The 23,322-nt window shown below is 70.7% G+C and carries 12 protein-coding genes; 8 read left to right on the top strand and 4 right to left on the bottom strand.

Annotation, left to right across the window (positions count from 1 at the left end):
- Window positions 1–57: 57 nt before the first annotated feature.
- Entirely contained in the window at window positions 58–1,371 is a 1,314-nt protein-coding gene (locus ACSMXV_RS28985; RefSeq protein WP_473174133.1) for a L,D-transpeptidase, read from the bottom strand.
- A gap of 183 nt (window positions 1,372–1,554) precedes the next feature.
- Window positions 1,555–2,748 carry a L,D-transpeptidase gene (locus ACSMXV_RS28980; protein ID WP_473174132.1) on the bottom strand — a complete coding sequence of 398 codons (1,194 nt, stop codon included), beginning with the start codon at window positions 2,746–2,748 and terminating at the stop codon, window positions 1,555–1,557.
- Between the two features lie 339 nt (window positions 2,749–3,087).
- On the opposite strand from ACSMXV_RS28980, the gene glgX reads away from it, so the two are divergent.
- From glgX to ACSMXV_RS28955, 5 genes are all read left to right on the top strand, one after another.
- Window positions 3,088–5,430 carry a glycogen debranching protein GlgX gene (gene glgX, locus ACSMXV_RS28975; protein ID WP_473174131.1) on the top strand — a complete coding sequence of 781 codons (2,343 nt, stop codon included), beginning with the start codon at window positions 3,088–3,090 and terminating at the stop codon, window positions 5,428–5,430.
- A 216-nt stretch (window positions 5,431–5,646) separates the two neighbouring features.
- The gene (locus ACSMXV_RS28970; RefSeq protein ID WP_473174130.1) at window positions 5,647–7,710 is read left to right on the top strand and encodes an ABC transporter ATP-binding protein; all 2,064 of its coding nucleotides are present in this window, start codon (window positions 5,647–5,649) and stop codon (window positions 7,708–7,710) included.
- Complete coding sequence (locus ACSMXV_RS28965) at window positions 7,707–9,572, top strand: ABC transporter ATP-binding protein (protein ID WP_473174129.1); 1,866 nt, start codon at window positions 7,707–7,709, stop codon at window positions 9,570–9,572. Before ACSMXV_RS28970 ends, ACSMXV_RS28965 begins: the two co-directional genes overlap by 4 nt.
- Window positions 9,573–9,654: 82 nt before the next feature.
- Window positions 9,655–11,457 (top strand): ABC transporter transmembrane domain-containing protein, encoded by a 1,803-nt coding sequence (locus ACSMXV_RS28960; protein WP_473174128.1) that lies wholly within the window; start codon window positions 9,655–9,657, stop codon window positions 11,455–11,457.
- 26 nt (window positions 11,458–11,483) lie between these two features.
- Window positions 11,484–13,418 (top strand): ABC transporter ATP-binding protein, encoded by a 1,935-nt coding sequence (locus ACSMXV_RS28955; protein WP_473179095.1) that lies wholly within the window; start codon window positions 11,484–11,486, stop codon window positions 13,416–13,418.
- A gap of 147 nt (window positions 13,419–13,565) precedes the next feature.
- On the opposite strand, the gene ACSMXV_RS28950 is transcribed toward ACSMXV_RS28955, so the two are convergent.
- Window positions 13,566–14,567 carry a GNAT family N-acetyltransferase gene (locus ACSMXV_RS28950; protein ID WP_473174127.1) on the bottom strand — a complete coding sequence of 334 codons (1,002 nt, stop codon included), beginning with the start codon at window positions 14,565–14,567 and terminating at the stop codon, window positions 13,566–13,568.
- Between the two features lie 122 nt (window positions 14,568–14,689).
- Here ACSMXV_RS28950 and ACSMXV_RS28945 point away from each other — a divergent pair, with 122 nt between their 5' ends.
- Window positions 14,690–15,079, top strand: coding sequence for a VOC family protein (locus ACSMXV_RS28945; protein ID WP_473174126.1), 390 nt, complete (start codon window positions 14,690–14,692; stop codon window positions 15,077–15,079).
- Here ACSMXV_RS28945 and ACSMXV_RS28940 read toward each other — a convergent pair.
- A complete protein-coding gene (locus ACSMXV_RS28940) occupies window positions 15,074–19,660 on the bottom strand; it encodes a glycoside hydrolase family 38 N-terminal domain-containing protein (protein ID WP_473174125.1) in 4,587 nt (1,528 codons plus the stop codon). The genes ACSMXV_RS28945 and ACSMXV_RS28940 overlap by 6 nt on opposite strands.
- Before the next feature lie 675 nt (window positions 19,661–20,335).
- On the opposite strand from ACSMXV_RS28940, the gene ACSMXV_RS28935 reads away from it, so the two are divergent.
- Complete coding sequence (locus ACSMXV_RS28935) at window positions 20,336–21,481, top strand: ROK family transcriptional regulator (RefSeq protein WP_473174124.1); 1,146 nt, start codon at window positions 20,336–20,338, stop codon at window positions 21,479–21,481.
- A gap of 480 nt (window positions 21,482–21,961) precedes the next feature.
- Complete coding sequence (locus ACSMXV_RS28930; protein WP_473174123.1) at window positions 21,962–23,287, top strand: extracellular solute-binding protein; 1,326 nt, start codon at window positions 21,962–21,964, stop codon at window positions 23,285–23,287.
- The last annotated feature ends 35 nt before the right edge of the window (window positions 23,288–23,322 follow it).

The following is a 23,322-nucleotide window of genomic DNA, read 5'->3' as shown; positions in this document are numbered from 1 at the left end:
AACGACAACGGGCCCGGTGCGATCAGTCACACACCGAGCCCGTCCGCCGTACGACTCCTACGACTTCCACTTCTCCCACGACATGTTCCAGCCGTTGAGCCCGTTGGCCGGGTCGACGATCCGGTCGTTGGAGTTCTTGACGACCACGACGTCGCCGATCAGCGAGTGGTTGAAGAACCACGCGGCCGGCACGCCGCTGTCGTAGCCGCCGCGCACATCGCGCAGACCGATGCAGCCGTGGCTGGCGTTGTAGTTGCCGAAGGCGCCGCCGCCCCAGTAGTTGCCATGGATGAAGGTGCCGGAGGTGGTCAGGCGCATGGCGTGCGGGACGTCCTTGATGTCGTACTCGCCGCCGTAGCCGACCGTCTCGCCGTTCATGCGGGTCACCGTGAGCTTCTCGCTGATGACCATCTGGCCGTTCCAGGTGTCGTAGCCCGGCTTGCCCGTGGTGACGGGGATGGTCTTGATGACCTTGCCGTCCTGCATGACCTTCATCGTGTGCTTCTTGACGTCCACGACCGAGACCTGGTTGCGGCCTATCGTGAAGGACACGGTCTTGGCCTGCTTGCCGTAGACGCCGGGCCGTCCCTCCACGCCGTCGAGGTTGAGCTTCACGGTGACCTTGGTGCCCTCCTTCCAGTACTTCTCCGGGCGGAAGTCCAGGCGGTCGTTGCCGAACCAGTGGCCCTCGACGGGCACGGAGGGCTCGGTCTTGATCTGTATCGCCCTCTCGACGTCCTCGGGGTTGGTTATCCCGCGCGTGAAGCGGATCGAGAAGGGCATGCCGACGCCGACCTTCGAGCCGTCCTCGGGCGTGAAGTAGCCGATGAACGTGTTCTTCGGTACGAGGGTGGTGAAGGTCGCGTCCTTGGCCGACTGGCGGCCCTCGGAGTCCTCCGCCACCGCGTGGACCTTGTACTTGGTCGCCGAGGCGAGGTGGTGCGAGGGCGTCCACTCGGCGCCGCCGTCCGTGATCTCTCCCTCGACCGGATTGCCCTTGGAGTCCTCGACCTCGACCTCGGTGAGCTTGCCCTTGTCCGCGGTGACCTTGAGGACGCCGGTCGTCTTGACGTCGTCCGCGCCGTCCTTGGGGGATATCTTCACGACGGCCTGCGACGGTGCGGTCGCCTCCGCCGCCTTGTCCGAGCCCTTGCCCTTCTTGTCCCCGCTGCCTGAGCTCGAGCCGCCGCCCCCGCCGCACGCCGTGACGAGTATCAGCAACGCGCCCAGCACCAGGGCGAGAACACCCGTGCCACCCGGCCGGTCCGTACGAGCCCGTCGCCCGGTGGCACTCCCCCGCCTCGCACCGCCGCTTCGCCCCTGGCGCAGCCCCGCACCAACCGGCGCCCCCGATATCGGTCGCCCGTTCAAGATGTGTTTCTCCCCTCGCATGGCCTGGTCAGGCCCGCCCCCCGCGCGTCCCGCGCGCACTGCGCAAATTAACCACACGGCTGACTTCGGTGACTCCTTGCGATTGTCACCGTTCAGTTCCAACTTCAATCATGGGGAGCCCTGGTGGCGGTGTTGGCGGGCCGGCCGGCCTCGGAGGGGGAGTCAGTCCGCGGAGCCCGCCTTCCACTCGTCCCAGTCCATGTTCCAGCCGTTGAGGCCGTTGTCCGGAGCGACTTCCTTGTCGGCGGAGTTGACCACTTCGATGACGTCCCCGATGAGGCTCCGGTCGAAGAACCAGGCGGCCGGTGTGTCCTGGTTGCCGCCCTTCACATCGCGCAGCCCGATACATCCGTGGGTGACGTTCGCGACGCCGAAGGCGTTGTGGATCCAGTAGTTGCCGTGCAGGAAGGTGCCGGATGTGGTGAGCCGCATGGCGTGCGGCACGTCCGGGACGTCGTACTCACCGCCGAAACCGACCGTGCGGCTGTTCATCCGGGTCGTCTCGAGCATCTCGCTGACCACCATCTTCCCGTTGTACGTGGTGGTCTTGGGCGCACCCGCGGTAATCGGCATGGTGGCGACGAGCTCGCCGTCGCGGCGCACCTGCATGGTGTGCGCGGCGACGTCCACCCGGCTGACCTGACTGCGGCCGATGGTGAACGAGAAGGTCTTCTCCTGCAGTCCGTAGACGCCCGGCGCGGCCTGCACGTCGCGCAGCCGCAGATCGACGGTGACCTTGGTGCCCGGCCTCCAGTATCTCTCCGGACGGAAGTCCAGGCGGGTGTTGCCGAACCAGTGCGGGGCGATCTCGACGGCCGGTTCGGAGCGGACGCGCACGGCGCGTTCGACTGCTGCTCGGTTCTCGATCTCGCGGTTGAACTCCAGCGAGACGATCATGCCGGCGCCCACGGTGGAACGGTTCTCCGGGGTGACATAGCCGATGAACCGCTCATCGGGGACGACCGTCGTGAACGTGGTGTGCCGGGCGGAGCGGCGGCCCCTGCTGTCCAGTGCCACCGCATCCACCGTGTACTTGGCGGCCAGTTCCAGCTTCTTGACGTTCGGCCGCCAGGTCATGCCGTCCTGGGAGATGCGGCCCGGCACCGGGAAGTCCTGGGCGTCCTGGGACCTGACCACCTTCACGGACTCGAGCCGTCCGTCGGGCACCGACACCCGGATGGGTGCGTCGACGCTCACGCCCTTGCTGCCGTCGGCCGGCGAGATGCGGATCACGTCCTCGAGGGACAGTGGCTTGCCGGCGACCCCGTCCGGGGTGCAACCGGCCGCTCCTGCCAGCAGGCAGGCCCATGTCAGTACGGCAGCCAGGGCGGCGCCTGCGCGTCCAGCGCGCGTCACTTTCTGAATCACGCCCATCCCAACGACGGGCACCCTCCTCGGGAAACCGAGCGTTCCCCCTCCTGGGGAAACCCACAGTTCCCCCTCCTGGGGAAACGTGAGTGCGAGCCATGCTGTGGGCAGAACACTGGGAGGACGATCGCGTGGGGAGCCGCGCCCCTGAGAGCCGCGGGGGCGCTCCGGTGGCGAGAAGTCGGGCGCGCAGAGGCCGAAGGGCTGAGCACGATCGGCTTCTCGACACCGGCTGGAGCGCCCCGGAGGCGAACGAACCAAAAAAGAGGGGCGACGCCGCAGGCCTTCTGTCGCGCCTCGTCTCACCGAGCCGCGGGAGGCTGACAGGTGTCGAGCGCAGCCGAGCAGGAGGCAGTTCAGGAGGGCCGGCGCACGGGCAACGGGACGCCCGAGCGCCCAGCCGCCGTGCTGTGGAGGTCCCCCCGCTCTGGGGGTACCTCCCAGGCCCTTCAAGGCACTGGGGGAGAAGTCGAGAGTGGGGGCGGCCGGCGCAGCAAACCGGCACTGCCGGCCGTTCCGGCGTGGCCCGGAGCTCCGACCCCGCTCGGAGCACGCTTCCGGGTCGGCCCCGACGGGGTGGCGGGCACGAACTTCGCGCTCTGGGCGGGCGGGGCCGAGGCGGTCGAGCTGTGCCTCTTCGACGACGAGGGCCGCGAGACGCGCTGCCCGCTGACCGAACTGACGCACGAGATCTGGCACGGCTTCGTGCCGGGCGTGATGCCGGGACAGCGGTACGGCTTCCGGGTGCACGGCCGCTGGGACCCGTGGACCGGCGCCCGCTGGAACCCGGCGAAGCTGCTCCTCGACCCGTACGCGCGCGCGGTGGACGGCGACTTCGGACTGCCACCGGAGGTGTACGGGCATGTGCGCGACTGGCCGGACCAGCGGATGGCGGACACGGTGCGCGACGAACGGGACTCGGCGCCGTACGTCCCGAAGGGCGTGGTCGTCCATGACGACGACCCCGACGACGAGTGGGTCGACGACCGCCGCCCGAAGACTCCCTGGGCGGACTCGGTCATCTACGAGCTGCACGTACGCGGTTTCACGAAGCTGCACCCGGACATACCCGAGGAACTGCGCGGCACCTACGCGGGCCTCGCGCACCCTGCGGCGATCGGCCATCTCGTACGCCTCGGGGTGACGGCGGTCGAACTCCTGCCCGTGCACCAGTTCGCGCACGAGGACCATCTGCTGCGCAAGGGCCTGCGCAACTACTGGGGCTACAACTCCATCGGGTACTTCGCACCGCACGCGGCGTACGCGGCGAGCGGCACCACCGGGCAGCAGGTCGGCGAGTTCCGGCGGATGGTGCGGGCGCTGCACGCGGCTGGGATCGAGGTCATCCTCGACGTCGTCTACAACCACACGGCGGAGGCGGGCGAGCTGGGTCCGACGCTGTCCCTGAAGGGCATCGACAACCGCGGCTACTACCGCCTCCAGTCGGACGCGCGGCGGTACGCCGACTACACGGGCTGCGGCAACACTCTGCATGTGGTCCAGCCGCAGGTGCTGAGGCTCATCACGGACTCGCTGCGCTACTGGGTGACCGAGATGGGCGTCGACGGCTTCCGCTTCGACCTCGCGGCGGCGCTGGCACGCGCCATGCACGACGTCGACATGCTGTCGCCGTTCCTCGCCGTGATCGCTCAGGACCCGGTGCTGCGGCGCGTGAAACTCATCGCGGAGCCATGGGACGTAGGCTCGGGCGGCTACCAGGTGGGCTCCTTCCCGCCCCTGTGGACCGAGTGGAACGACCGCTACCGGGGTGCGGTGCGCGACTTCTGGCGAGGTGCCCTGCCGGACGTACGCGATCTCGGCTACCGCCTCTCGGGATCGAGCGACCTGTACGCGTGGGGCGGCCGCCGCCCTTACGCCTCCGTCAACTTCGTCACCGCCCACGACGGCTTCACGCTCCGCGACCTCGTGTCGTACGAACGCAAGCACAACGAGGCCAACGGCGAGGGGAACCGGGACGGTGCGGACGACAACCGGTCCTGGAACTGCGGCGCGGAGGGCGAGACGGACGACGAGCGCACCAACGCCCTGCGCCGCCGCCAACTGCGCAACCTGCTGACCACGCTGCTGCTGTCCACAGGCGTGCCCATGCTGGTCGCGGGCGACGAACTGGGCCGTACGCAGCGCGGCAACAACAACGCGTACTGCCAGGACAACGAGATCAGCTGGGTCGACTGGTCGCACCTGGACGACCCGGGCTGGCGGGGCCTCTTCGAGCTGACGTCACGTCTGATCGCACTGCGGCACGCGCATCCGGTGCTGCGGCGGCGCGCCTTCTTCTCCGGCCGCCCTCATTCGGCGGACGGCCTGCGCGACCTCGCGTGGTTCACGGCGCGCGGCACGGAGATGACGGAGCGGGACTGGTACGCGCCCGCTGCGACGCTGGGGATGTACCTGTCCGGCCGCGACATCCCGGGACGGGACGAGCGGGGTGCGCCGGTCGTCGACGACAGCTTCCTCGCGGTGCTGCACGCCGGGGACCGGCCGGTGAGTTTCATGCTGCCGGGGTCGCCGTGGGCGGAGCGGTACGAGGTTGTGGTCGACACGTCGCGGGAGGAACAGGCGGGGCCCCCGCGGGTGGTTCACCCCGCGGGGGTGGAGGTGACGGTGCCGGCTCGGGCGGTTTTGTTGTTGCGGGTTGTGGCGGCGTGAAATTCAGCCCCTCTGGGGGCACCTCCCAGCGGCAGCTGGGGAGCTTGAGGAGCGGGGGTCTGGGGCCGAAGCCCCCAGTTCCGGGAAGGGGCGGGACTGGGGAAGAGGCCCCGCAGGGCCCCACCCGCCTACATCCGGTCGTAGGACCACAGGACCACGCCAGCCCAGCCGAAACTCGGTGGGCACTGTCAGTGCCGAACCGTAGGCTCGCAAACGATGTCCACTTCACATGCACCCACCACGGATCCCGCGGCCCCGGCGGCCCACAAGGCCCCGTCCCCGTCCGCCGTTCGGACACTGCTGCGCCTGTGGCCGTACGTACGCCCCGTACGAGCACGATGGTTCAGCGCGGCGGTGGTCGCGGTCGTGGCGTCGTGTCTGTCGCTCGTCTTCCCTGTCGTGCTGAAGTGGATCGTGGACGGCCCGGTCGCCGACCGCGACCCCAGTGGGGTGTGGCTGGGAGCGGGCGTGCTGCTGGGACTGGGCGTGGCCGAGGCCGTGCTGTTCGGGTTGCGGCGATGGCTGGTGGCGCGGCCGCTCGCCGGCGTCGAGGCGGCGATGCGGGCCGATCTGTACCGGCATCTGCAGCGGCTCCCGGTGGCCTTCCACGACCGCTGGGCGTCGGGCCAGTTGCTGTCCCGCGGCACCACCGACCTCATGGTCGTACGGATGTTCCTTGCCTTTCCGTTGACCTTCCTGCTGGTCAACGGCGTGACGATTCTCGCCGGATTCGGGCTCCTCATCGCGCAGGACTGGACGCTGGGGCTCGTACTGCTCGCTCCGGCCGTACCGCTCATGGTGCTCTGCTACCGCTTCGAGGCGAAGTACGCCACCGCCGCACGTACGGCGCAGGACCAGGTGGGCGATCTGACCACCGTCGTCGAGGAGTCGGTTCTCGGGATCCGGATCATCAAGGGGTTCGGGAGGCACCGCAGTCAGGCCAGAGCCTTCCGCGAGCTCTCGGGGACTCTGCGGGGCACCGAACTCACCAAGGCGCGGCTCCTCGCCGGGATCCTGTGCCTCATCACGGTTCTGCCGGAGACGGCTCTCGGCACCGCGCTCGTCCTCGGCACCGTGCAGGTCGCCGACGGTGCCCTGTCGGCCGGCACGCTGGTGGCGTTCCTGTCCACCGCCCTCGCGCTGCGCTGGCCCATCGAGTCGATCGGTTTCCTGCTCGCCATGAGCCAGGAGGCGGCGACCGCCACGCGGCGGTATTTCGAGGTCATGGACGCGGTGGAGGAGGGGCCTGGTGCGGTCGGCGGTTCGGCCGTCGGCGTGAATGGCCCTGCGGTCGGCGGTTCGGCCGTCGGTGTGAATGGCCCTGCGGCCGACGGCGGGGACAGGGATGACGACGGCGATGGCCATGGCGATGCCGTTGGCGTCCGCGCCGGCGACGGCGGACTGCGGTTCGACGGGGTCGAGTTCCGGTACCCGGACTCCCCGGACGACTCCGTCCCCGTGCTCGAGCGGATCGATCTGCACGTCCGCCCCGGCGAGACCATGGCCCTCGTCGGCGCCACGGGCAGCGGCAAGACGACCCTGACGGCTCTTGTGCCGCGCCTGCACGAGCTCACCGGTGGGCGCATCACCCTGGACGGGCGGGACATCACCGCCATGGAGCGGGAGGAGCTGCGGACGCTGGTGTCCGTGGCCTTCGAGGAGCCGACGCTGTTCTCGGCGTCGGTGGCCGAGAACGTCTTCATGGGCTCGGACGGGCACGCCGAGCCCGAGCGGCTCGACCGGGCGCTAGGCATCGCCCAGGCCGGATTCGTCCGGCGGCTTCCGGACGGTGCCTCCACCCAGGTGGGCGAACAGGGCCTCAGCCTCTCCGGCGGTCAGCGGCAGCGACTCGCGCTGGCCCGCGCCGTCGTGGGCGAGCCCCGTTTCCTCGTACTCGACGATCCGCTGTCCGCCCTGGATGTGCACACGGAGGCGCTGGTGGAGGCGGCGCTGCGGGAGGTACTGGCCGAGAGCACCGCTCTCGTTGTGGCGCACCGCCCGTCGACCGTGCTGCTCGCCGACCGCGTGGCGCTGCTGTCGGGCGGACGGATCGCCGCGGTGGGTACGCATCAGGAGCTGCTGCGGACGAACGCCGAGTACCGGCACCTCATGTCCGGCGAAGACGGGCACGGCCAGGACGGGCACCCCCACGACCGGCACGGTCAGGACCGGCACCCCCAGGGCAGGCACGGTCAGGACGGGCACGGCGAGCCCGGTCACCAACAGCGAGAACACGGCGAACAGGGCGCACAGGGCGAACAAGGGGACGACGCACCATGACCACCACCGCCGCAACTCAGAAACCGCCGACCACCCCGGATCCCGTCGACGAGCCCGAACTCCCCGCCAAGGGAGACCCGTTCGACCAAGACGACCTGCCCACGCCCAAGGGCGCGACCGGCGCCCTGCTGCGTTCGCTGCTCGCACCCCGGCGCCGCACCGTCTGGGCGGTCGCCCTGTGTCTGCTCCTCCAGCAGGCCGCGGTGCAAGCGGGCCCGCTGCTCGTCGCGTACGCCATCGACACCGCGGTGCCCGCGTTCCGGGCGCATGACTACGGGCCTCTGATCGCCGTCGCCGTCGGCTATCTGCTGGCGGCGGCCTGCTCCGGCGCCCTCCTGTACGCATTCGTACGGCTGTCCGCCCGCGTCAACCAGGACGTTCTCCTCGATCTACGCGGCCGTATCTTCCGCCATGCGCAGGCCCTCAGCGTGGACTTCCACGACCGCTACACCTCCGGCCGCCTCATCTCCCGTGCGACCACGGACGTGGAGTCCCTGCGCGAGCTGCTCGCCGAGGGGCTGCAGGAGCTGATCAACGTCATCCTCGCCTCGGTCTACATCACCGCGATGCTGCTCTGGCTCGATCTCGGCATCGGCAGCGTGGCCGCGCTGTCCTTCGTGCCGCTGTTCGTCCTGATCCAGCTGTACCGGCGGCGCGCGGCCCGCGTGTACGGGGAGCGGTCGTCGGCGATCGCCGCCGTGATCGTGAAGTTCGCGGAGACCATGAACGGCATCCGCCCGGTCCGCGCGTTCCGACGGGAGCGTGCGAACGACGAGCACTTCGCGGTCCTCAACCACCGTCACGAGCGCACCAACGGGGACGCGCTGCTGGAGATGGCGCGCTATGTCGTCGGTTCACGGCTCGTGGCGAACACGGCCGTGGCGGGCATGGTGCTGTGGGGCGCCTACCGCGTCGCGGCCGGGTCCCTGGAGCTGGGTGTGCTGGCCGCGGCCGTCCTGTTCATCCGGCGGCTCTACGACCCGATCGACCGGCTCGCGATGTTCCTGAACTCGTACGAGTCGGCGGCCGCCTCGCTCCGCAAGATCGCCGGTCTCCTGCACCAGGAGCCGTCCGTTCCGGAGCCGGAGTCGCCGCGCCCGCTGCCGGCCCTGGCCGGTGACCGCCCGGGCCGCGAGGTCGACTTCGAGGGCGTCTCGTTCGGTTACCGCACGGGAGGCGAGGTGCTGCCCCGCTTCGATCTGACCCTCCCGGCCGGGCAGACGGTCGCCGTCGTCGGCTCCACGGGCGCCGGCAAGTCGACGCTCGCCAAGCTGCTCGCCCGCTTCTACGATCCCTCGGTGGGCCGGGTCCTCCTCGACGGCGTCGACCTGCGCGACCTGTCGGTGCCCGAACTGCGGCGCGGGGTGGTGATGGTGACCCAGGAGGCGTTCCTGTTCTCCGGCACGGTCGCGGAGAACATCGCCATCGGCCGCCCCGACGCCACCCGCGAAGAGATCGAACAGGCCGCCAAGGCCATCGGCGCGCACGACTTCATCAGCGCCCTGCCCGACGGCTACGACACCGACGTACGCAAGAGGGGCGGCCGTATCTCGGCCGGTCAGCGCCAGTTGGTCGCCTTCGCCCGCGCGCTTCTCGCCGACCCTGCCGTGCTGATCCTTGACGAGGCGACGAGCTCCCTGGACATCCCCGGCGAACGGGCCGTGCAGCGCGCGATGCACACGGTGCTGAACGGCCGCACGGCGGTCGTGATCGCACACCGCCTGTCGACGGTGGAGATCGCCGACCGGGTGCTGGTCATGGAGCACGGCCGCATCGTGGAGGACGGCCCGCCCGCCGAACTCATCGCGGGTACGGGACGGTTCGCGGATCTGCACCGGGCATGGCGCAACAGCCTCGTGTAGAGGCGGGGCTTGCACGGGCGGGTGCGCACAGGCAGGGGGCTTGTGTTCGGCGGGGCTGACGGGTGGAAGAAGGGCAGGGCGGATGATCGACGCGTACGAGGATCCCGGGACACCTGACTGTCGCAGCGGCGGCCGGTATCTGTGGTGGCTGGTCATCAGCCAGCGGGGTCGGGCCGCCGCGGGCGCCCTGCTGGGCAGCGTCTGGATGGTGCTCATGGCACTGACGCCGTACCTGCTGTCACGCGCGATCGACGACGGTCTGGAGCCGGGAGACCAGACCGCGCTGGCCGGCTGGGCCGCCGCCCTGCTGGGTCTCGGGGCGTTCAACGCCTGGGTGAGCATCATGCGGCACCGCACGATGACCAGACTCCGCATGGACGCCAACTTCCGCACGGTGAAGGTCGTCGTCGGGCAGGCGGTGCGGCTGGGTGCCGCGCTGCCGCGCCAGGTCAGGGCCGGGGAGGTGGTGACGATCGGCGTCAGCGACGTCCAGACGATCAGCCAGTCCCTGACCATCGTCGGCCCGGGCCTCGGCTCGGCCGTCGCGTACGTCGTCGTGGCCGTGATCCTGCTGTCGATCTCGCTGCCGCTCGCCGCAGTGGTACTGCTCGGCGTGCCGCTCACCGCCGCACTGGTCAGCCCGCTCATGGCGCGGCTGCAGGGCGCGGAGTCGAGGTACCGCGAGCGGCAGGGCAGGCTGACCGCGCGTATCGGCGACCTGGCGCAGGGCCTGCGGGTGCTCAACGGCCTGGGCGGAAAAGGGCTGTACGCAGGCAACTTCCGGCGCGACTCGCGGGAGCTGCAGGCGGAGGGGTACCGGGTCGGGGCGGTGACCAGCTGGATCCAGGCGCTCGGCATCGGCCTGCCGATGCTCTTCCTCGCCGTCGTGACCTGGCTGGCGGCGCGGCTGGCCGCGCAGGGGACCATCACCGTGGGCGAGTTGGTGTCGGTCTACGGCTATGTCGCGGTCCTCGTGATGCCGGTGGCGTTCTTCATCGAGTGCGGCTACCAGGTCAGCCGGGCTCTGGTCGCCGCGCGGCGCGTCGTACGGTTTCTGGCGCTGGAACCCTCGGAACGCCTCGAACCCGCGGAACGCCGCGGGCCCTCGGACCGCCTCGAGCCTGCGGAACGCCTCGAGCCTGCGACCGGGTCCGCCGGGAGCGGTGCCCTGGACGCCCCCGCGTGCCCGTCCGTGCTGCGCGATCCGGAATCCGGCGTCGAGGTGGCACCGGGCAGGCTGACCGCGCTGGTCGGCGCGCGGCCCGCGGAGTCCGCGGCCGTCGTCGACCGGCTCGGCCGGTACACGGAATCGGCGGCGACCTGGGGCGGGGTGCGCCTCGACGAGATCGCCCTGCCGCAGGTCCGCGAGCGGATCCTGGTCGCGGACAACGAGGCCGACCTGTTCGCGGGCACACTGCGCGACCTGGTCTGCGGCCGATGGGGACCGGACGGCAAGGACGATGCGGCGATCGCCCGCGCCGTGCACGCTGCTGTGGCGGACGACATCGTCCTGGGCCTGCCGGACGGGCTCGACTCGGACGTCGACGCAGGGGGCCGCAACCTCTCCGGAGGCCAACGGCAGCGCGTACGACTGGTCCGGGCACTGCTGGCCGATCCCGAGGTGCTGCTGGCGATCGAGCCCACCTCGGCGCTCGACGCACACACCGAGGCCGCCGTCGCGGCCCGGCTGCGGGCCGTACGCTCCGGCCGCACGACCGTCGTCACGAGCACGTCGCCGCTGGTGCTGGACCGGGCGGACACCGTGTACTACCTGGTCGACGGCAAGGTCGCCGCCGTCGGCGGCCACCGTGAACTCCTCGGCGGGGAACCGGGATACCGCGCGCTCGTGGCCCGCGACACGGACGCAGAGGAGGCCGTTCGGTGACGGCACAGAAGAGGACAGACGGGAAGATGTCGGCCCGGAAGACGACGGTCGGCAAGACGACGGCGCGCAAGACATCGGCCCAGAAGACGACAACGCGGAACAGGGCACGGGAATCGGCACACGAATCGGCGACCGCGTCGGCGCGGAAGTCGGCTCAGCTGCCCATCGCCGAACCCGCCGACGTACGCCGGGCCGCGGGCCGGCTGATCCGGGCGGACGGACGCGCCTTCGCCGCCGCGCTCGCCCTGAATGCCCTGGCCGCGGGCGCCGGTCTCGTCGGCCCCTGGCTGCTCGGACGCATCATCGACGAGGTCCGGGCAGGGGGCGACGTGAGCGTCGTGGACCGGCTGGCGCTTGCCATCCTGGTCTGCACGGTGGCGCAGCTGCTGCTGGCGCGCTCCGCCCGGTACGTGGGGCACCGGTTCGGCGAGCGGACCCTGGCACGCGTGCGTGAGGAGTTCGTCGACCGGGCACTCGCGCTGCCCGCCTCCAGCGTGGAGCGCGCCGGTACGGGCGACCTGACGGCTCGTGGCACCGCCGATGTCGCCGCGGTGGGCACGACCCTGCGCGACGCGGGTCCCGAGCTGCTCATCTCCACGGCCCAGGCGCTGTTCATCCTCGGCGCCGTCTTCGCCGTCGACCCGCTGCTCGGCTGCTGCGGAATGCTCGGCCTGCTCGGTATCTGGTTCGCCATGCGCTGGTATCTGCGCCGGGCGCGCACCGCCTATCTCGCCGAGGGCGCGGCCAATTCGGACGTCGCCGAGATCCTCGCCGCCACCGCATCCGGAGCCCGCACGGTCGAGGCGTTCGGGCTGCAGCGGCGGCGTGTCACCGCGAGCCGGGACGCGCTCGAGACGTCCCGGCGCAGACGGCTGCACACACTGTTCCTGCGCACCGTGCTCTGGCCGATCGTGGAGGTCTCGTACACGGTCCCCGTGGTCGCCGTGCTGTTGATGGGCGGAGTGCTGCTCGAGCGGGGCGCGTTGAGCCTGGGTGCCGTGGTCGCCGCGGCACTGTATCTGCGGCAGTTGGGCGAGCCGCTCGACACGATCCTGATGCGGGTCGAGCAGTTGCAGAGCAGCAGTGCGTCCTTCGCCCGCGTCGAAGGCCTGGCCCGGGCCCCGAGGCCGGCCCGGGCTCCGAGTCCGGCCCGGCCTCCGGACGCGTCATCAGCCGATTCCTCCACCCCGGCGACCCCGGTGACCTCGGCGACCCCCGTGGACGACCGGATCGACGTGACCGGTGTGCGCTACGCCTACCCCGGCGGAGGCGAGGTCCTGCGCGGCGTCGACCTGACCGTACGGCCCGGCGAGCGGCTGGCCGTCGTGGGGCGGTCCGGCGCGGGCAAGACCACCCTGAGCAGGCTGCTCGCGGGCATCGACGCGCCGCGCACCGGCACAGTGACGGTGGGCCAGGTGCCGATCGCCGGCCTGGACCCCGAGCAGCTGCGACGGCAGGTCGTCCTCGTCACCCAGGAGCACCACGTGTTCCTCGGCACGGTCCGCGACAACCTGCTGATCGCCGAGCCGTCGGCCACCGACGAAGATCTGTGCGCAGCACTCGCCGCCGTCGGAGCCCACTGGGCGGAGGAGCTGGCGCACGGCCTGGACACCGAGCTGGGGCCCGACGGGCATCGCACCGACGGCTCCCAGGCCCAGCAACTGGCCCTGGCGCGTGTCGTGCTGGCCGATCCGCACACACTCATCCTCGACGAGGCCACGGCGCTCCTCGACCCGACGACCGCACGCCACACGGAGCGTGCGCTGGCCGCCGTCCTCGAGGGCCGGACCGTCATCGCGATCGCGCACCGCCTGCACACGGCACACGACGCCGACCGGGTGGCCGTGATGGAGGAGGGCCGCCTGACCGAACTCGGCACGCACGACAGCCTGGTGTCGGCCGGAGGGGCTTACGCGGCGCTGTGGCGCACCTGGCACGGTGAGTCGGCGGCTGTTCAGTGAGTCGGCGGCTGTCCGCGACTGGTGTGGCAGGAGGTGCTTCTGGGCTGAGCCTGGTTCCGCGGCTGAGCGGTGAGTCGCAAGAGTCACCGCTCCCGGTCACCGGCAGGCCTTGAGCCGAACCGAGGTCTGCCGTGCGCGGTCCTGGGATCAGTTGACGATGAGCACGCCCAGCATCGCCGCCCAGCAGAGCGCCACCAGTACCGGCAGGAGCATCATGATGAGCCCTGTCGGAGACCTCCTGAGCCAGTCGTTGCCGTCCTCGGCCACCTCCCGGCCCACGATCCGCTGCCCGCCGTGCCACGCCATGTACTCCTCGAGCTCCATGGCGGCCCGCTTGCGCGCGTCGAGATAGCGGCGGCCGAAACGCAGCATCTGCGAAAAGGCGATGGAGGAGGCGAGCCCGATGATCGTGATGATCATGGCAAGACTGTGCGCCATGGAGTCCACGGACCCGGACGCCGGCTTGTCCTGACTGACGGAGAACCCGAGCGCGGCGGCCAGACCGGCCGTGATGTAGAAGAAGTTGTTCAGCTTGTGCCAGTTGGTCGTGTCCTCGTGCTTGTAGAGGTCGATGGCGACCGCGTACTGCGCCTGGAGCATCGCCTCCCGCGGCTTGCGCCACACCCACACCATCCGCTGCTTGCCGTCGGGCGGCGTCAGCCGCGTCAGCTCCTCGAAGCCGAGCTTGCGATGGAAGAGCGTCGATGCCGCGTTGTACGGCTCGGTGACGACCGCGGCGATCACCGGGGTGCCCTGCCACTGCTCGAGAACGTGGTGGTAGAGCCGGGAGGCGACTCCCGTGCGCGCCGAGGAGCGCGAAACGCAGATCTGTTTGATGACGAGGAAGGCGCCCAGCGTGGTCTTGATCCGGTGGTTGAGCCACTCGTCCGGTTCGATGCGCTGGTCGCTGTAGGCCAGCACGAAGCCGAGCACCTCGGTGCCCTTGACCGCGACCCAGAAGTGTTCGGCGGTGGTGAGCCTGGCGCGGTAGTGCTCGAGCGTGTAGTCGGAGACGAGGAAGCCCTCGTTCCCCGCACGCTCCGGGTTCCTGGCGTCCAGCCGCCGCGAGTCCGCCAACGCCAGGATGTCCGGTAAGTGCGCCTCGTCGGCTCGCACGATCTCGATCGCCTCGACCTGATCCGTGAGCATGCGCCCCCCGTGGGTGATCTCGTGCCGCACTTGGGTTCCCCAACTTACCGTCTTTGCCGGTGCGTTGAAGCGCAGCTCCCACACCTCCCGGGGCAGTGGCCGCTAATGCGCATGATGGCCGCATGGCCCTACTCCACGACATCGTCATCGACTGTGCGCATCCCGCCGCCACTGCCCGATTCTGGGCTGCCGCCTTGGACGGATTCGCCGTCGCCCCGTACGACGACGCGGAACTTGCGCGCCTGCGTGCGAAGGGGATCGCCGGCCCGGAGGACGACCCGACCGTGCTCGTCGAGCCGCGAGACGGTGGCCCTCGCCTGTGGTGCCAGCTCGTACCGGAGCCCAAACGGGTGAAGAACCGCCTCCACCTGGACCTGCTCTCGGCCGATCTTGAAGCCGAGATCAGCCGATTCGTCACACTCGGCGCCACCATCCTGGCCCGCCATGACGACCACTACGTGCTGGCCGACCCCGAGGGAAACGAGTTCTGCCTGTTCGCGTTCCGCTCATGAGCCGCCCACGAAGACCGGCACGGCCGCGGAGTACTGGACGCTGCCGAAGGCGGAGACCTTGGCCAGGGCCCACCAGTCGCCGCTGCCGCCGGTCCGGCGGCGGTGGGTGACGGCGTAGTGGAGTTCCGTTTTGGCCCCCGAGGACACGGTGAACCCCTGGATTCGGGGCGTGATCGCGACCGTGTCGCCGGGGGCACCCCACGTGCCGTACGGGCTGATGATGCGGGCTTCGCCGTGTACTTCGCTCAGCGCGTGGCCGGTCAGGCGCAGGACGAGGCGGTCCGGGGCCGGGTGCGAGAGGTCGATGTCGAACGGGGAGGCATGCGTGGTGCCGCCGACGGTGACGGGCAGCGCGTCCTCCAGGACCTGGCCGATGCCGTCGGGGATCCGGGCCGTCAGGAAGTACGTGCCCGGGGCTGCGTCCTTCTCCGGACGCACGGTGACGTCGAACTCCGCGAACTCGCCCGGCGCAAGGTCATACCGGAGCGGCGCGTGCGCTGACACGGTGAGGCCTGCCGGGATGCACAGGGAAACGGTGCCCCTAGCCGGGAGGACGGAGGTGGCGACGGTGATGCGTATGGTTTCCTCACATTTTGTGCTTCCCGCGGGCTCGCCGGACTCCCCCGCATCGCCGAACCGTTCCTCGCGCTCCAGGCGGAGGCTGACCGGGAGATAACCGATGGGTGCCGGGCCTGTGTTGTGCAGCCAGTAGCGGGTGAAGACCGGCTGGACGGGTTCGCGGGCCGGGCCGCCGCGATCGGTGTCCTGGGTGGGCCGGTCGCGCCCCGCCAGGCCCGGGCGGGCCGCGATCGTCGCGACGTCTGCCGCCGCCAGGCCGATGCTGAGCGAACCGTCGTCGTCGGCGGTCAGCGGTCGTACCGTGCGCTGTTCCAGGAGATCCGTGGCCTCGCCGGCGGTGAGTCCGCCATGGAGGCGAACCCGCGCCGTCACCGGCCGCCCCTCCGACTCGTACAGGCGCAGGACCAGGCCGTCGGTGGCGGGATCGGTGTCGCCGGGGAGCCCGGAGGCCATGGGATTGCCGCGCGGTTTGAGCGCCGAGAGCACGGCGTTGGCCGGTTCGACGGTCAGGAGCGAGGCGCGGGGCGGGAGTTCGCCGTCGGAGGGCGCGGCGGGCAGGGCGAGGAGCGGGTGGTTCGCCTCGCGTCCGGCGCGTACGAAGCCTGCCTGGCGCCAGTCGCCGGAGCCGGCGACGAGGCTGTACCGGAACTCGTGCGTCCAGTGCTGGAGGGCGAAGCTGCTGCCGTCGGGGGCGGTGCGGCGGGGGCCGTCCAGCCAGACGCCGCTGGGCCAGTCGGTGCAGGAACGCATGAGGGAGAGGTAGAGGGTTCCGTCGGCGGTGGCGACGGAACCGGGGGTGCCGTGGTTGATCAGGGCGACGGAGTAGTCGTCGGCCGGCTCGGCGGTGGTGGGCAGGTCGTCGGGTACGGGAACGTCGACGACCGCGTCCGAGAGGTCGGCGGCGAGCGTGTCGGAGTCGCGCACGATGAGGACCGGCAGGTCGCGCGGGCCGCGTAGGTCGGCGCCGGGGACCCAGGCTTCGCGGCGGGTGCGGACGGCGGGTACGAAGACGCGGCCGTGGGCGGCGAGGGCCGCCCGGTAGGCGGCTTCGTCCGCTCCGGTCGCGGCCAGGACGCGTTCGGCGAAGGCGTTGTCAGTGCCGGGTGCGACTCTGATGTCGGGGAGGTTGGAGTCCGCGTCGAGCGAGCCGTGGCGCGGGCCGTCCGGGCGCGTGCAGGTGGCGGTCACGCCCTGGGCGATGAGTGCGGCGAGGAGGGGGCGTACATCATGGTCTTCGGGGGCGATCACCTCGGCTACGCCTATGGCGTGCGACAGCGTTCCGGCGTGGGCCGGATGGGCGGGCGGATCGGCGGGTGGGTGCGGGGACGCGTCAGCCGCTTGGTTCCGGGTTGGGTGCGCGGCTGGGTCCGCGGCCGGATACAGGGCGACGCGGGCGGTCGTGGAGAGCCCGGCCCAGGTGTGGGCCGGGTTGTCGAGGGTCCACAGGTGCTCGGCGGTGTCGGACTCCGGGAAGCCGAAAGGCCGCCCGATCGCGGCGAATCCGACCTCGGAGACCGGCAGCGTCCCGGGCAGGTCGAGATCGAAGCGGACCCGCAGCAGCCGGTCCTCTCCGATGGAGCCGTCCACGCGGGTGCGGAAGTCGATGTTGGAGCTGCCCTGGAGGAGGGTGGCCGTCTGGGTGAACCGCAAGGTGTCCAGGTGTACTTCGGTGGTGATCCGCGCGCCGATGGCGGAGTGCTCGACGCGTACGGAGGTGGCGGGCCGGGTGCCGGTGCCCGTGCCGGGCCCCTTGGGAAGCAGATGCCAGGGGCCCTCACCCCAGACGGGGTGGGTCGTGTACTCGTCCTGCAGGGTCAGTTCGGCGCCGAGGCCGCCCGGGCGGAGCAGTTCGCGGCCGGTGCGCAGATCGGTGATGCGGCTGAGCGCGCCACCGCGGGCCGGGTCGGCCTCGATCCGGAAGCTCTCGTTCTCGATGCTCGTGGCCTCGGGTACGAGGGTCCAGGCGAGGATGGCCGGTTCAGGTTCGGTGGCCGGTTCGGGCTCGACGGCCGGTTCGGGCTCGACGGCCGGTTCGGGCTCGACGGCCGGTTCGGGTTCGACGGCCGGTTCGGGTTCGGTGAACGCAACGGGTTCGGTGAACGCATCGGGCTCGACGAGGTGATAGACGCGGTGGCCGAGCGAGGGCACGCTCCGGGCGAGGAAGGAGACAGCGGAGCCGTCGGTGACCGAGGGCAGGGGCCGCCCGGCGTCGTCACGGACCTCGGCGCCTGCCGCATCGTCCACGGTGACCAGGCCGTCCCGTTCCCAGGAGAGGGTGTTCGCGACCAGCAGGGGTCGCCCCGACGCATGTGTGCCGCGCGTGTCGGTGCAGGCGGCAAGCTGCTCGAGCGCGTCCGTACGCACTCTGTCGCCGAGTTCGTACGCCTCACGCCAGTTGTCGGCCAGGTCGAGATAGACCTGATCGGACTCGGTGCCCGTGACGGCATCGTGGTGCGCACCGTAGGCGAGCAGACGCCAGGCCTTGTCGAGTGCCTCGCTCGGGAAGCGCTCACCGAAGAGGCTCGCGAGCGTGGCGAGCCGTTCCCCGTCCAGTACGGCTGTCTCGGCGGCCCGTTGCGCCTGCTTGGTGTCGATGTACGAGACGTCCTTGCCGGTGAAAACCGGGTTCATGTCCCGGGTCTGCGGCGTGATCACCGGCGTACGCGAAGAGGCTGGGAACGTCGTACGCGAAGAGGCTGGGGACATCGTGCGCGATGGGACTGGGGAGGCCGTACCCGAAGGGCCCAGGGTCAGGGAAGGCGCCGCCCCCGCCTCACGGCGCACGGCCGCGAAGAAGTCCCGCGGCAGACCCATCGTGAAGCGCGGCCAGACATAGCGCTTGGCCCACTCCCGGTGGATCTCGGTGCACCAGCGGGATGGCACGTTGTGGTCGTGGCCCACGGGCAGCATCACATTGCGGGTGGCGGCGACCTTCTTCAACTGGGCGTACTGCTCGTACGCTGCCACCATCGCGGCCTTGAGCGACTCGGTCCGGTGGATGGCCCAGCCGGCCGTGTAGTGCGCGCCCATGTAGTGGGTGAGGACACCGCGGCCGCTGGGCGCGATCCACTCGAACTCGCTGGGGAACTGCATGCGGGCGATGTCCCCGGTGTGCCCGATCGGCCCGGAGTTGTGGAAGGGACCGCGCGCCCAGGCACTGGAATCGAGTCCGGCGTCGGCCATGATCCCGGGGTGCGCCGGGTCGTGGCCGAACACGTCAAGCAGCCACCCGGAGCGCGGATCACCGCCGAGTACGTCCCGCTGGTAGCCGATGCCGTAGACGGTGTTGCGGATCGTCGACTCGGGGTGGGTGAGGTTGGTGTTGGGCTCGTTGTAGCTGCCGCCGACCAGTTCGATCCGGTCGTCGCGCAGGAAGCGGCGCAGGTCGGCGCGGTCGCGGGGGAAGGCGTCCCAGTGCGGCTTGAGATAGTCGATCTCCGCGAGCACGAAGCGGTAGTCGTCGTCGTGCCGCGCCGAGTCCAGGTGGGCTCGTACGAGGTCGAAGGCGCTGCGCACATGGGGTGGGCGGAGGCGGTCCACCCAGGGCAGATCGGGGAGTTCGTGGCGTACTTCGGTGAAGCCCGCCTGGGTGTTCCACCAGACCGGGTCGTAGTGGAAGTGGGAGACCATCCACATGGTCCAGCCGGGGGCCTCGACGGTGACGGTCCCCTCGGCGGTGCGGCGGCAGCTGCCGTCCACGGCTTCCGCGATCGCGGTGACCCGGTGCTCGGACCCGATGGCGGCGGGGGCGGCCAGGACGACACCGACCTCGACGACGGTCTCCTGGCCCGCGACGGGGAGCCGGACCATTGCGGGTTCCGGGGTGCTCACCAGCGGCCCCTCGACGCGGACCCGCACGGAACCGCCCCCGAAGACCACGCCGCCGTCGCGGCCGCCACTGTCGCTGTCACTGTCGCGGCGCACGGAGACCCGTACGACCTGGCGGGGGGAGTGTTCCGCACCGACGAAGAGATCGGTGGACCGGACCGCGCAGATCCGCATGTCGGCGTATGCCTTTCGGGTCAGAGTCAGCGACAGGTTCAGAAAATGGGTGCGAAGAGGGTGGGAAAGCACGGGCGACGCCGGATCGAGGGCCCGTGGAAGGGGAACGGGGCGAGGGCGCGCGGGACGGCCGTACGGCCCGTCCACCGGGCGGCGTACGCGACGGCCGCACCAGGGCGGAGGCAAGCGCCTCAGCAAGGGTGGCTTCGCTGAACGCCTGGTACGACACCTGTGGTCAGCGCTGAACGCCTGCACGGCATCGGCCGGTCAGGGCGACACCACGGTCGTACGACGAGGTCGTCCGCTGCGGCGCCGCGCTTGGCGAACCACCGGCCCGCGAAACCAACGGCCCGCGCATAGCCTCGTGCGCCACACAGCAGTGGAGCGGGTGCCGGTGCTGCGCACGGCGGGCGAGCCGTGACGGGAGCATCAGCTTGCTGGTGGGGTGGGTAATCGGTTGGGAGATCCCGGGACGGATCTCGGAGCGAATGCGATGACGGGCGTGACATCACCGCCGGGATTCGTTAGGAAATTAACTAATGAAGTAGGCTCCGTCAAGGGGACCGACGTATACGGGCTCCCCGGTGAGCGTTTCGCTGATTCACCCAGGATTCTTTCGACCCCGCAGGTACCCGAGGCACCTTCCCGGCCGGGCACAGAGCACAGGGGGAACCCATGACCAACGGCCATCGCGCCGCCACCGATCAGCGGTTGAGCGACAGCGCCGCAACCGTCTTCGCCGTCCTGGCCGACGCGGGCCGCGCCACCCGGCCGCAGCTCGCCGAGCGCGCGGGGCTCTCCAAACCCACCGTCTCCACCGCCATGGCCGAGCTGGAGGCCGCCGGTCTCGCCACCCGCTTCGGCACCGCCAACGGTGGCACCGGCCGCTCCGCCGCGATCTACGGCCTCGGCCCGGCCGCCGGCGCCGTGCTCGCCATCGACCTCGCCCCTACGCGCACCCAGGTGCGGGGCTGTGCTCTGGACGGCTCCCTGCTCGCCGAGGGCACGGACTCCCGGCCGAACGCCGCCATCGCCGTACGCGAGGTCCTCGAGGCGCTGCCTCCCGGGGCCCCGCTGCGCGCCGTCGTCGTCGCGGTCGGTGACGTCACCGCGAAGGGGCGCGAGGGCACCGGTATGCGCCCCGCGACCGCCAAGGCCGGCCCCGCCTTCGATGCCATGGCCGTCGCACTACCGCCCGGTGCCCCCGTCCACCTCGAGAACAACGTCAACTGCGCCGCGCTCGCCGAGCTGCACGAGGGCGCCGCCCGCGGCCGCCACACCTTCGGCTATCTGCAGATCGGCCTGGGCATCGGCCTCGGCATCGTCATCGGCGGCCAGGTGCTGCGTGGCGCGAACGGCGCGGCCGGAGAGGTGGCCCGGCTGCCTTACCCCTGGGACGAGGGCCGCGAACCGCGCCACGAAGGCCTGGAGGAGTACATCGGCGTGCGGTCCCTGCTGCGCCGGGCCGCCCAGGCCTGGCAGGACGGCGACGGGCCGCGCCCCCGTACCCCCGAGCGGCTCTTCGCCCTCGCGGAGGAGGGCCACGCCACCGCCTGCGCCGTGGTCGGCCGCCATGCCGCCGACGTGGGCCGGCTCGCCGCCGCCGTGGCCGCCGTGCTCGACCCGGGACTGATCGTGCTGGGCGGCGGCACGGGCGCGAATCCGCAGCTCCTGCGCGGTGTGCGCGCGGAGCTGGACCGGCTCAGCTGGCCCACCGAAGTCGTGTCGAGCCTGCTCGGCAGCAGCGGCACGGTGGTGGGCGCCACCCGCCTTGCCGTGGCCCGCGGAGTCCGGGCGGTGACCGACGGCGCCCCGGCCTGACCTCGGCCCGGCCCGGTCCGCGACCCATGGCACCCCGCCCTGAACCTAGCCCCACCACGCCCGCCGGCCCCGGGCACCACGACCCACGGCCACGGCGCTGCACGCCCCCAGCCCGCGCCTCGGCCGGCGCCGTAGCCCGTACCTCCCCGACGCCCTGGCCCTTTGCGGAAGCCGCGAGTCCGAACCGTGACCGTCGGCACTATGACAGGACATTGACGCCGCCCCGCCCCATCTGTCAGGGTCCCGGGCAAGCGCTTACCACAACCGGCGGGACTCCGGTTCGGTGAGGTGTCCCGTACGAGGGCGTGCTCGTACCACCGCTGCGAGGCAGCGAGTGAACCGGGACCTTAAACCCACTCAAGCAGTGCGGCCGGGCGAGGCCGCGGCCCGCGGAAGCGCTCAATCGCAGTGATAGCGGGGACCTGCTACTACCAGCGGCCGGCGCCGTGCTCGGTCCGCTACGACGAAATGGGATCGAAGATGATCAGTCTGGGTGTGCGGCGCTCACGCCGACTCGGCCGCGGCGGCATACGCCGCGTGGTTCCCCTCGCTGCCGTGGCCACGGCAGGTGCCCTTCTGCTCTCGGCCTGCGGGGGGTCGGACTCCGGCTCGGGCGGCAACGCCAAGTCGCTGACGTTCTGGATCTCCACGGTTCCGGGGCAGGACGCGGGCTGGAAGAAGATGGTGGCGCAGTACAAGAAGGAAACCGGCGTCAACGTCAAGCTCGTCAACATCCCCTACGACGGCTACACGACGAAGCTGCGCAACTCCGCGCAGGCGAACTCGCTGCCCGACGTGGCGGCCGTGCCGGCGCTGGACCCGATCTGGTCGAACAAGCTGATCGACCTCAGCTCCATCGCCAACAACAAGAGCAACAACATCAACGGCAACTTCGTCGCCAAGGACTCGTCCGGGAAGGTGCTGTCCATCCCCTCGGACGTCACCGCGTCCGGCATGTTCATCAACAAGTCGCTCTTCGAGAAGGCCGGCGTCTCCTACCCGACCTCGCCCGAGAAGACCTGGACCTGGACCGACTTCATCAAGGCGGCCGACGAGGTCCGGGAGAAGACCAAGGCCAAGTACTCCCTGACGTTCGACCAGTCCCCGTCCAGGCTCCGCGCCATGGTGTACGAGATGGGCGGGAAGTACGTCCACGCGGACTCCTCCGGCAAGTTCTCGGCGGACGCCGCGACCAAGAAGGCCGTGAAGTACTTCGTCGGACTGAACGACGACAAGACCATGCCGAAGTCGGTGTGGACCAGCGGCGCCGACCCGTCGGCGATGTTCCAGAGCGGTGACGTGGTCGCCTACTGGTCCGGCGTGTGGCAGGTTCCCGCCTTCGCGGAGAGCATCAAGAAGTTCGAGTGGGCGAGTGTCCCGACTCCCGCCCAGCCGGTGCAGGCCAGCGACGTCAACAGCGGCGGCATGACGGTGGGCTTCAACAACAACGCCGACGCGGCCGCCGCCGCGGAGAAGTTCCTGTCCTGGCTGTACGAGCCGGACCACTACCAGGCGCTGTGCGAGGCGTCCGGGTTCCTGCCGGTCGAGAGCGGTCTGAACCCGAAGTACCCCTTCAAGTCCGAGGCGGCGCAGGCGGCGTTCAAGCTGTACAACGAGTCGATCCCGCTCTACGACCCGATCTCCGGCTACTTCAACAGCGCGCAGACGAACTGGGTGCTGAAGGGCAAGAGCCTCACCGAGGACCCGACCAAGACGGAGCTCGGCAAGGCGATCAACGGCCAGCAGTCGGCCGACAAGGCCCTGCAGAACATCGTGGACGGCTACAACCAGCAGGTCGGCGGCTGATCGTAGGCCGGAAGGCCCGGGCGGCGGGGTCGGGA

Source organism: Streptomyces sp. DSM 42067, assembly GCF_055792885.1.
Note: the sequence above shows the minus strand (reverse complement) of the source record. Positions and strands in the feature narration are given on the sequence as shown.

Excerpts from the sequence above, each read along its gene's own strand:
- ACSMXV_RS28945 (WP_473174126.1), top strand. The coding sequence starts at position 14,690 with ATGGCCCTACTCCACGACATCGTCATCGACTGTGCGCATCCCGCCGCC.
- ACSMXV_RS28930 (WP_473174123.1), top strand. The coding sequence starts at position 21,962 with ATGATCAGTCTGGGTGTGCGGCGCTCACGCCGACTCGGCCGCGGCGGC.
- ACSMXV_RS28955 (WP_473179095.1), top strand. The coding sequence starts at position 11,484 with ATGTCGGCCCGGAAGACGACGGTCGGCAAGACGACGGCGCGCAAGACA.
- ACSMXV_RS28970 (WP_473174130.1), top strand. The coding sequence starts at position 5,647 with ATGTCCACTTCACATGCACCCACCACGGATCCCGCGGCCCCGGCGGCC.
- ACSMXV_RS28935 (WP_473174124.1), top strand. The coding sequence starts at position 20,336 with ATGACCAACGGCCATCGCGCCGCCACCGATCAGCGGTTGAGCGACAGC.
- ACSMXV_RS28965 (WP_473174129.1), top strand. The coding sequence starts at position 7,707 with ATGACCACCACCGCCGCAACTCAGAAACCGCCGACCACCCCGGATCCC.
- ACSMXV_RS28940 (WP_473174125.1), bottom strand. The coding sequence starts at position 19,660 with ATGCGGATCTGCGCGGTCCGGTCCACCGATCTCTTCGTCGGTGCGGAA.
- ACSMXV_RS28960 (WP_473174128.1), top strand. The coding sequence starts at position 9,655 with ATGATCGACGCGTACGAGGATCCCGGGACACCTGACTGTCGCAGCGGC.
- ACSMXV_RS28950 (WP_473174127.1), bottom strand. The coding sequence starts at position 14,567 with ATGCTCACGGATCAGGTCGAGGCGATCGAGATCGTGCGAGCCGACGAG.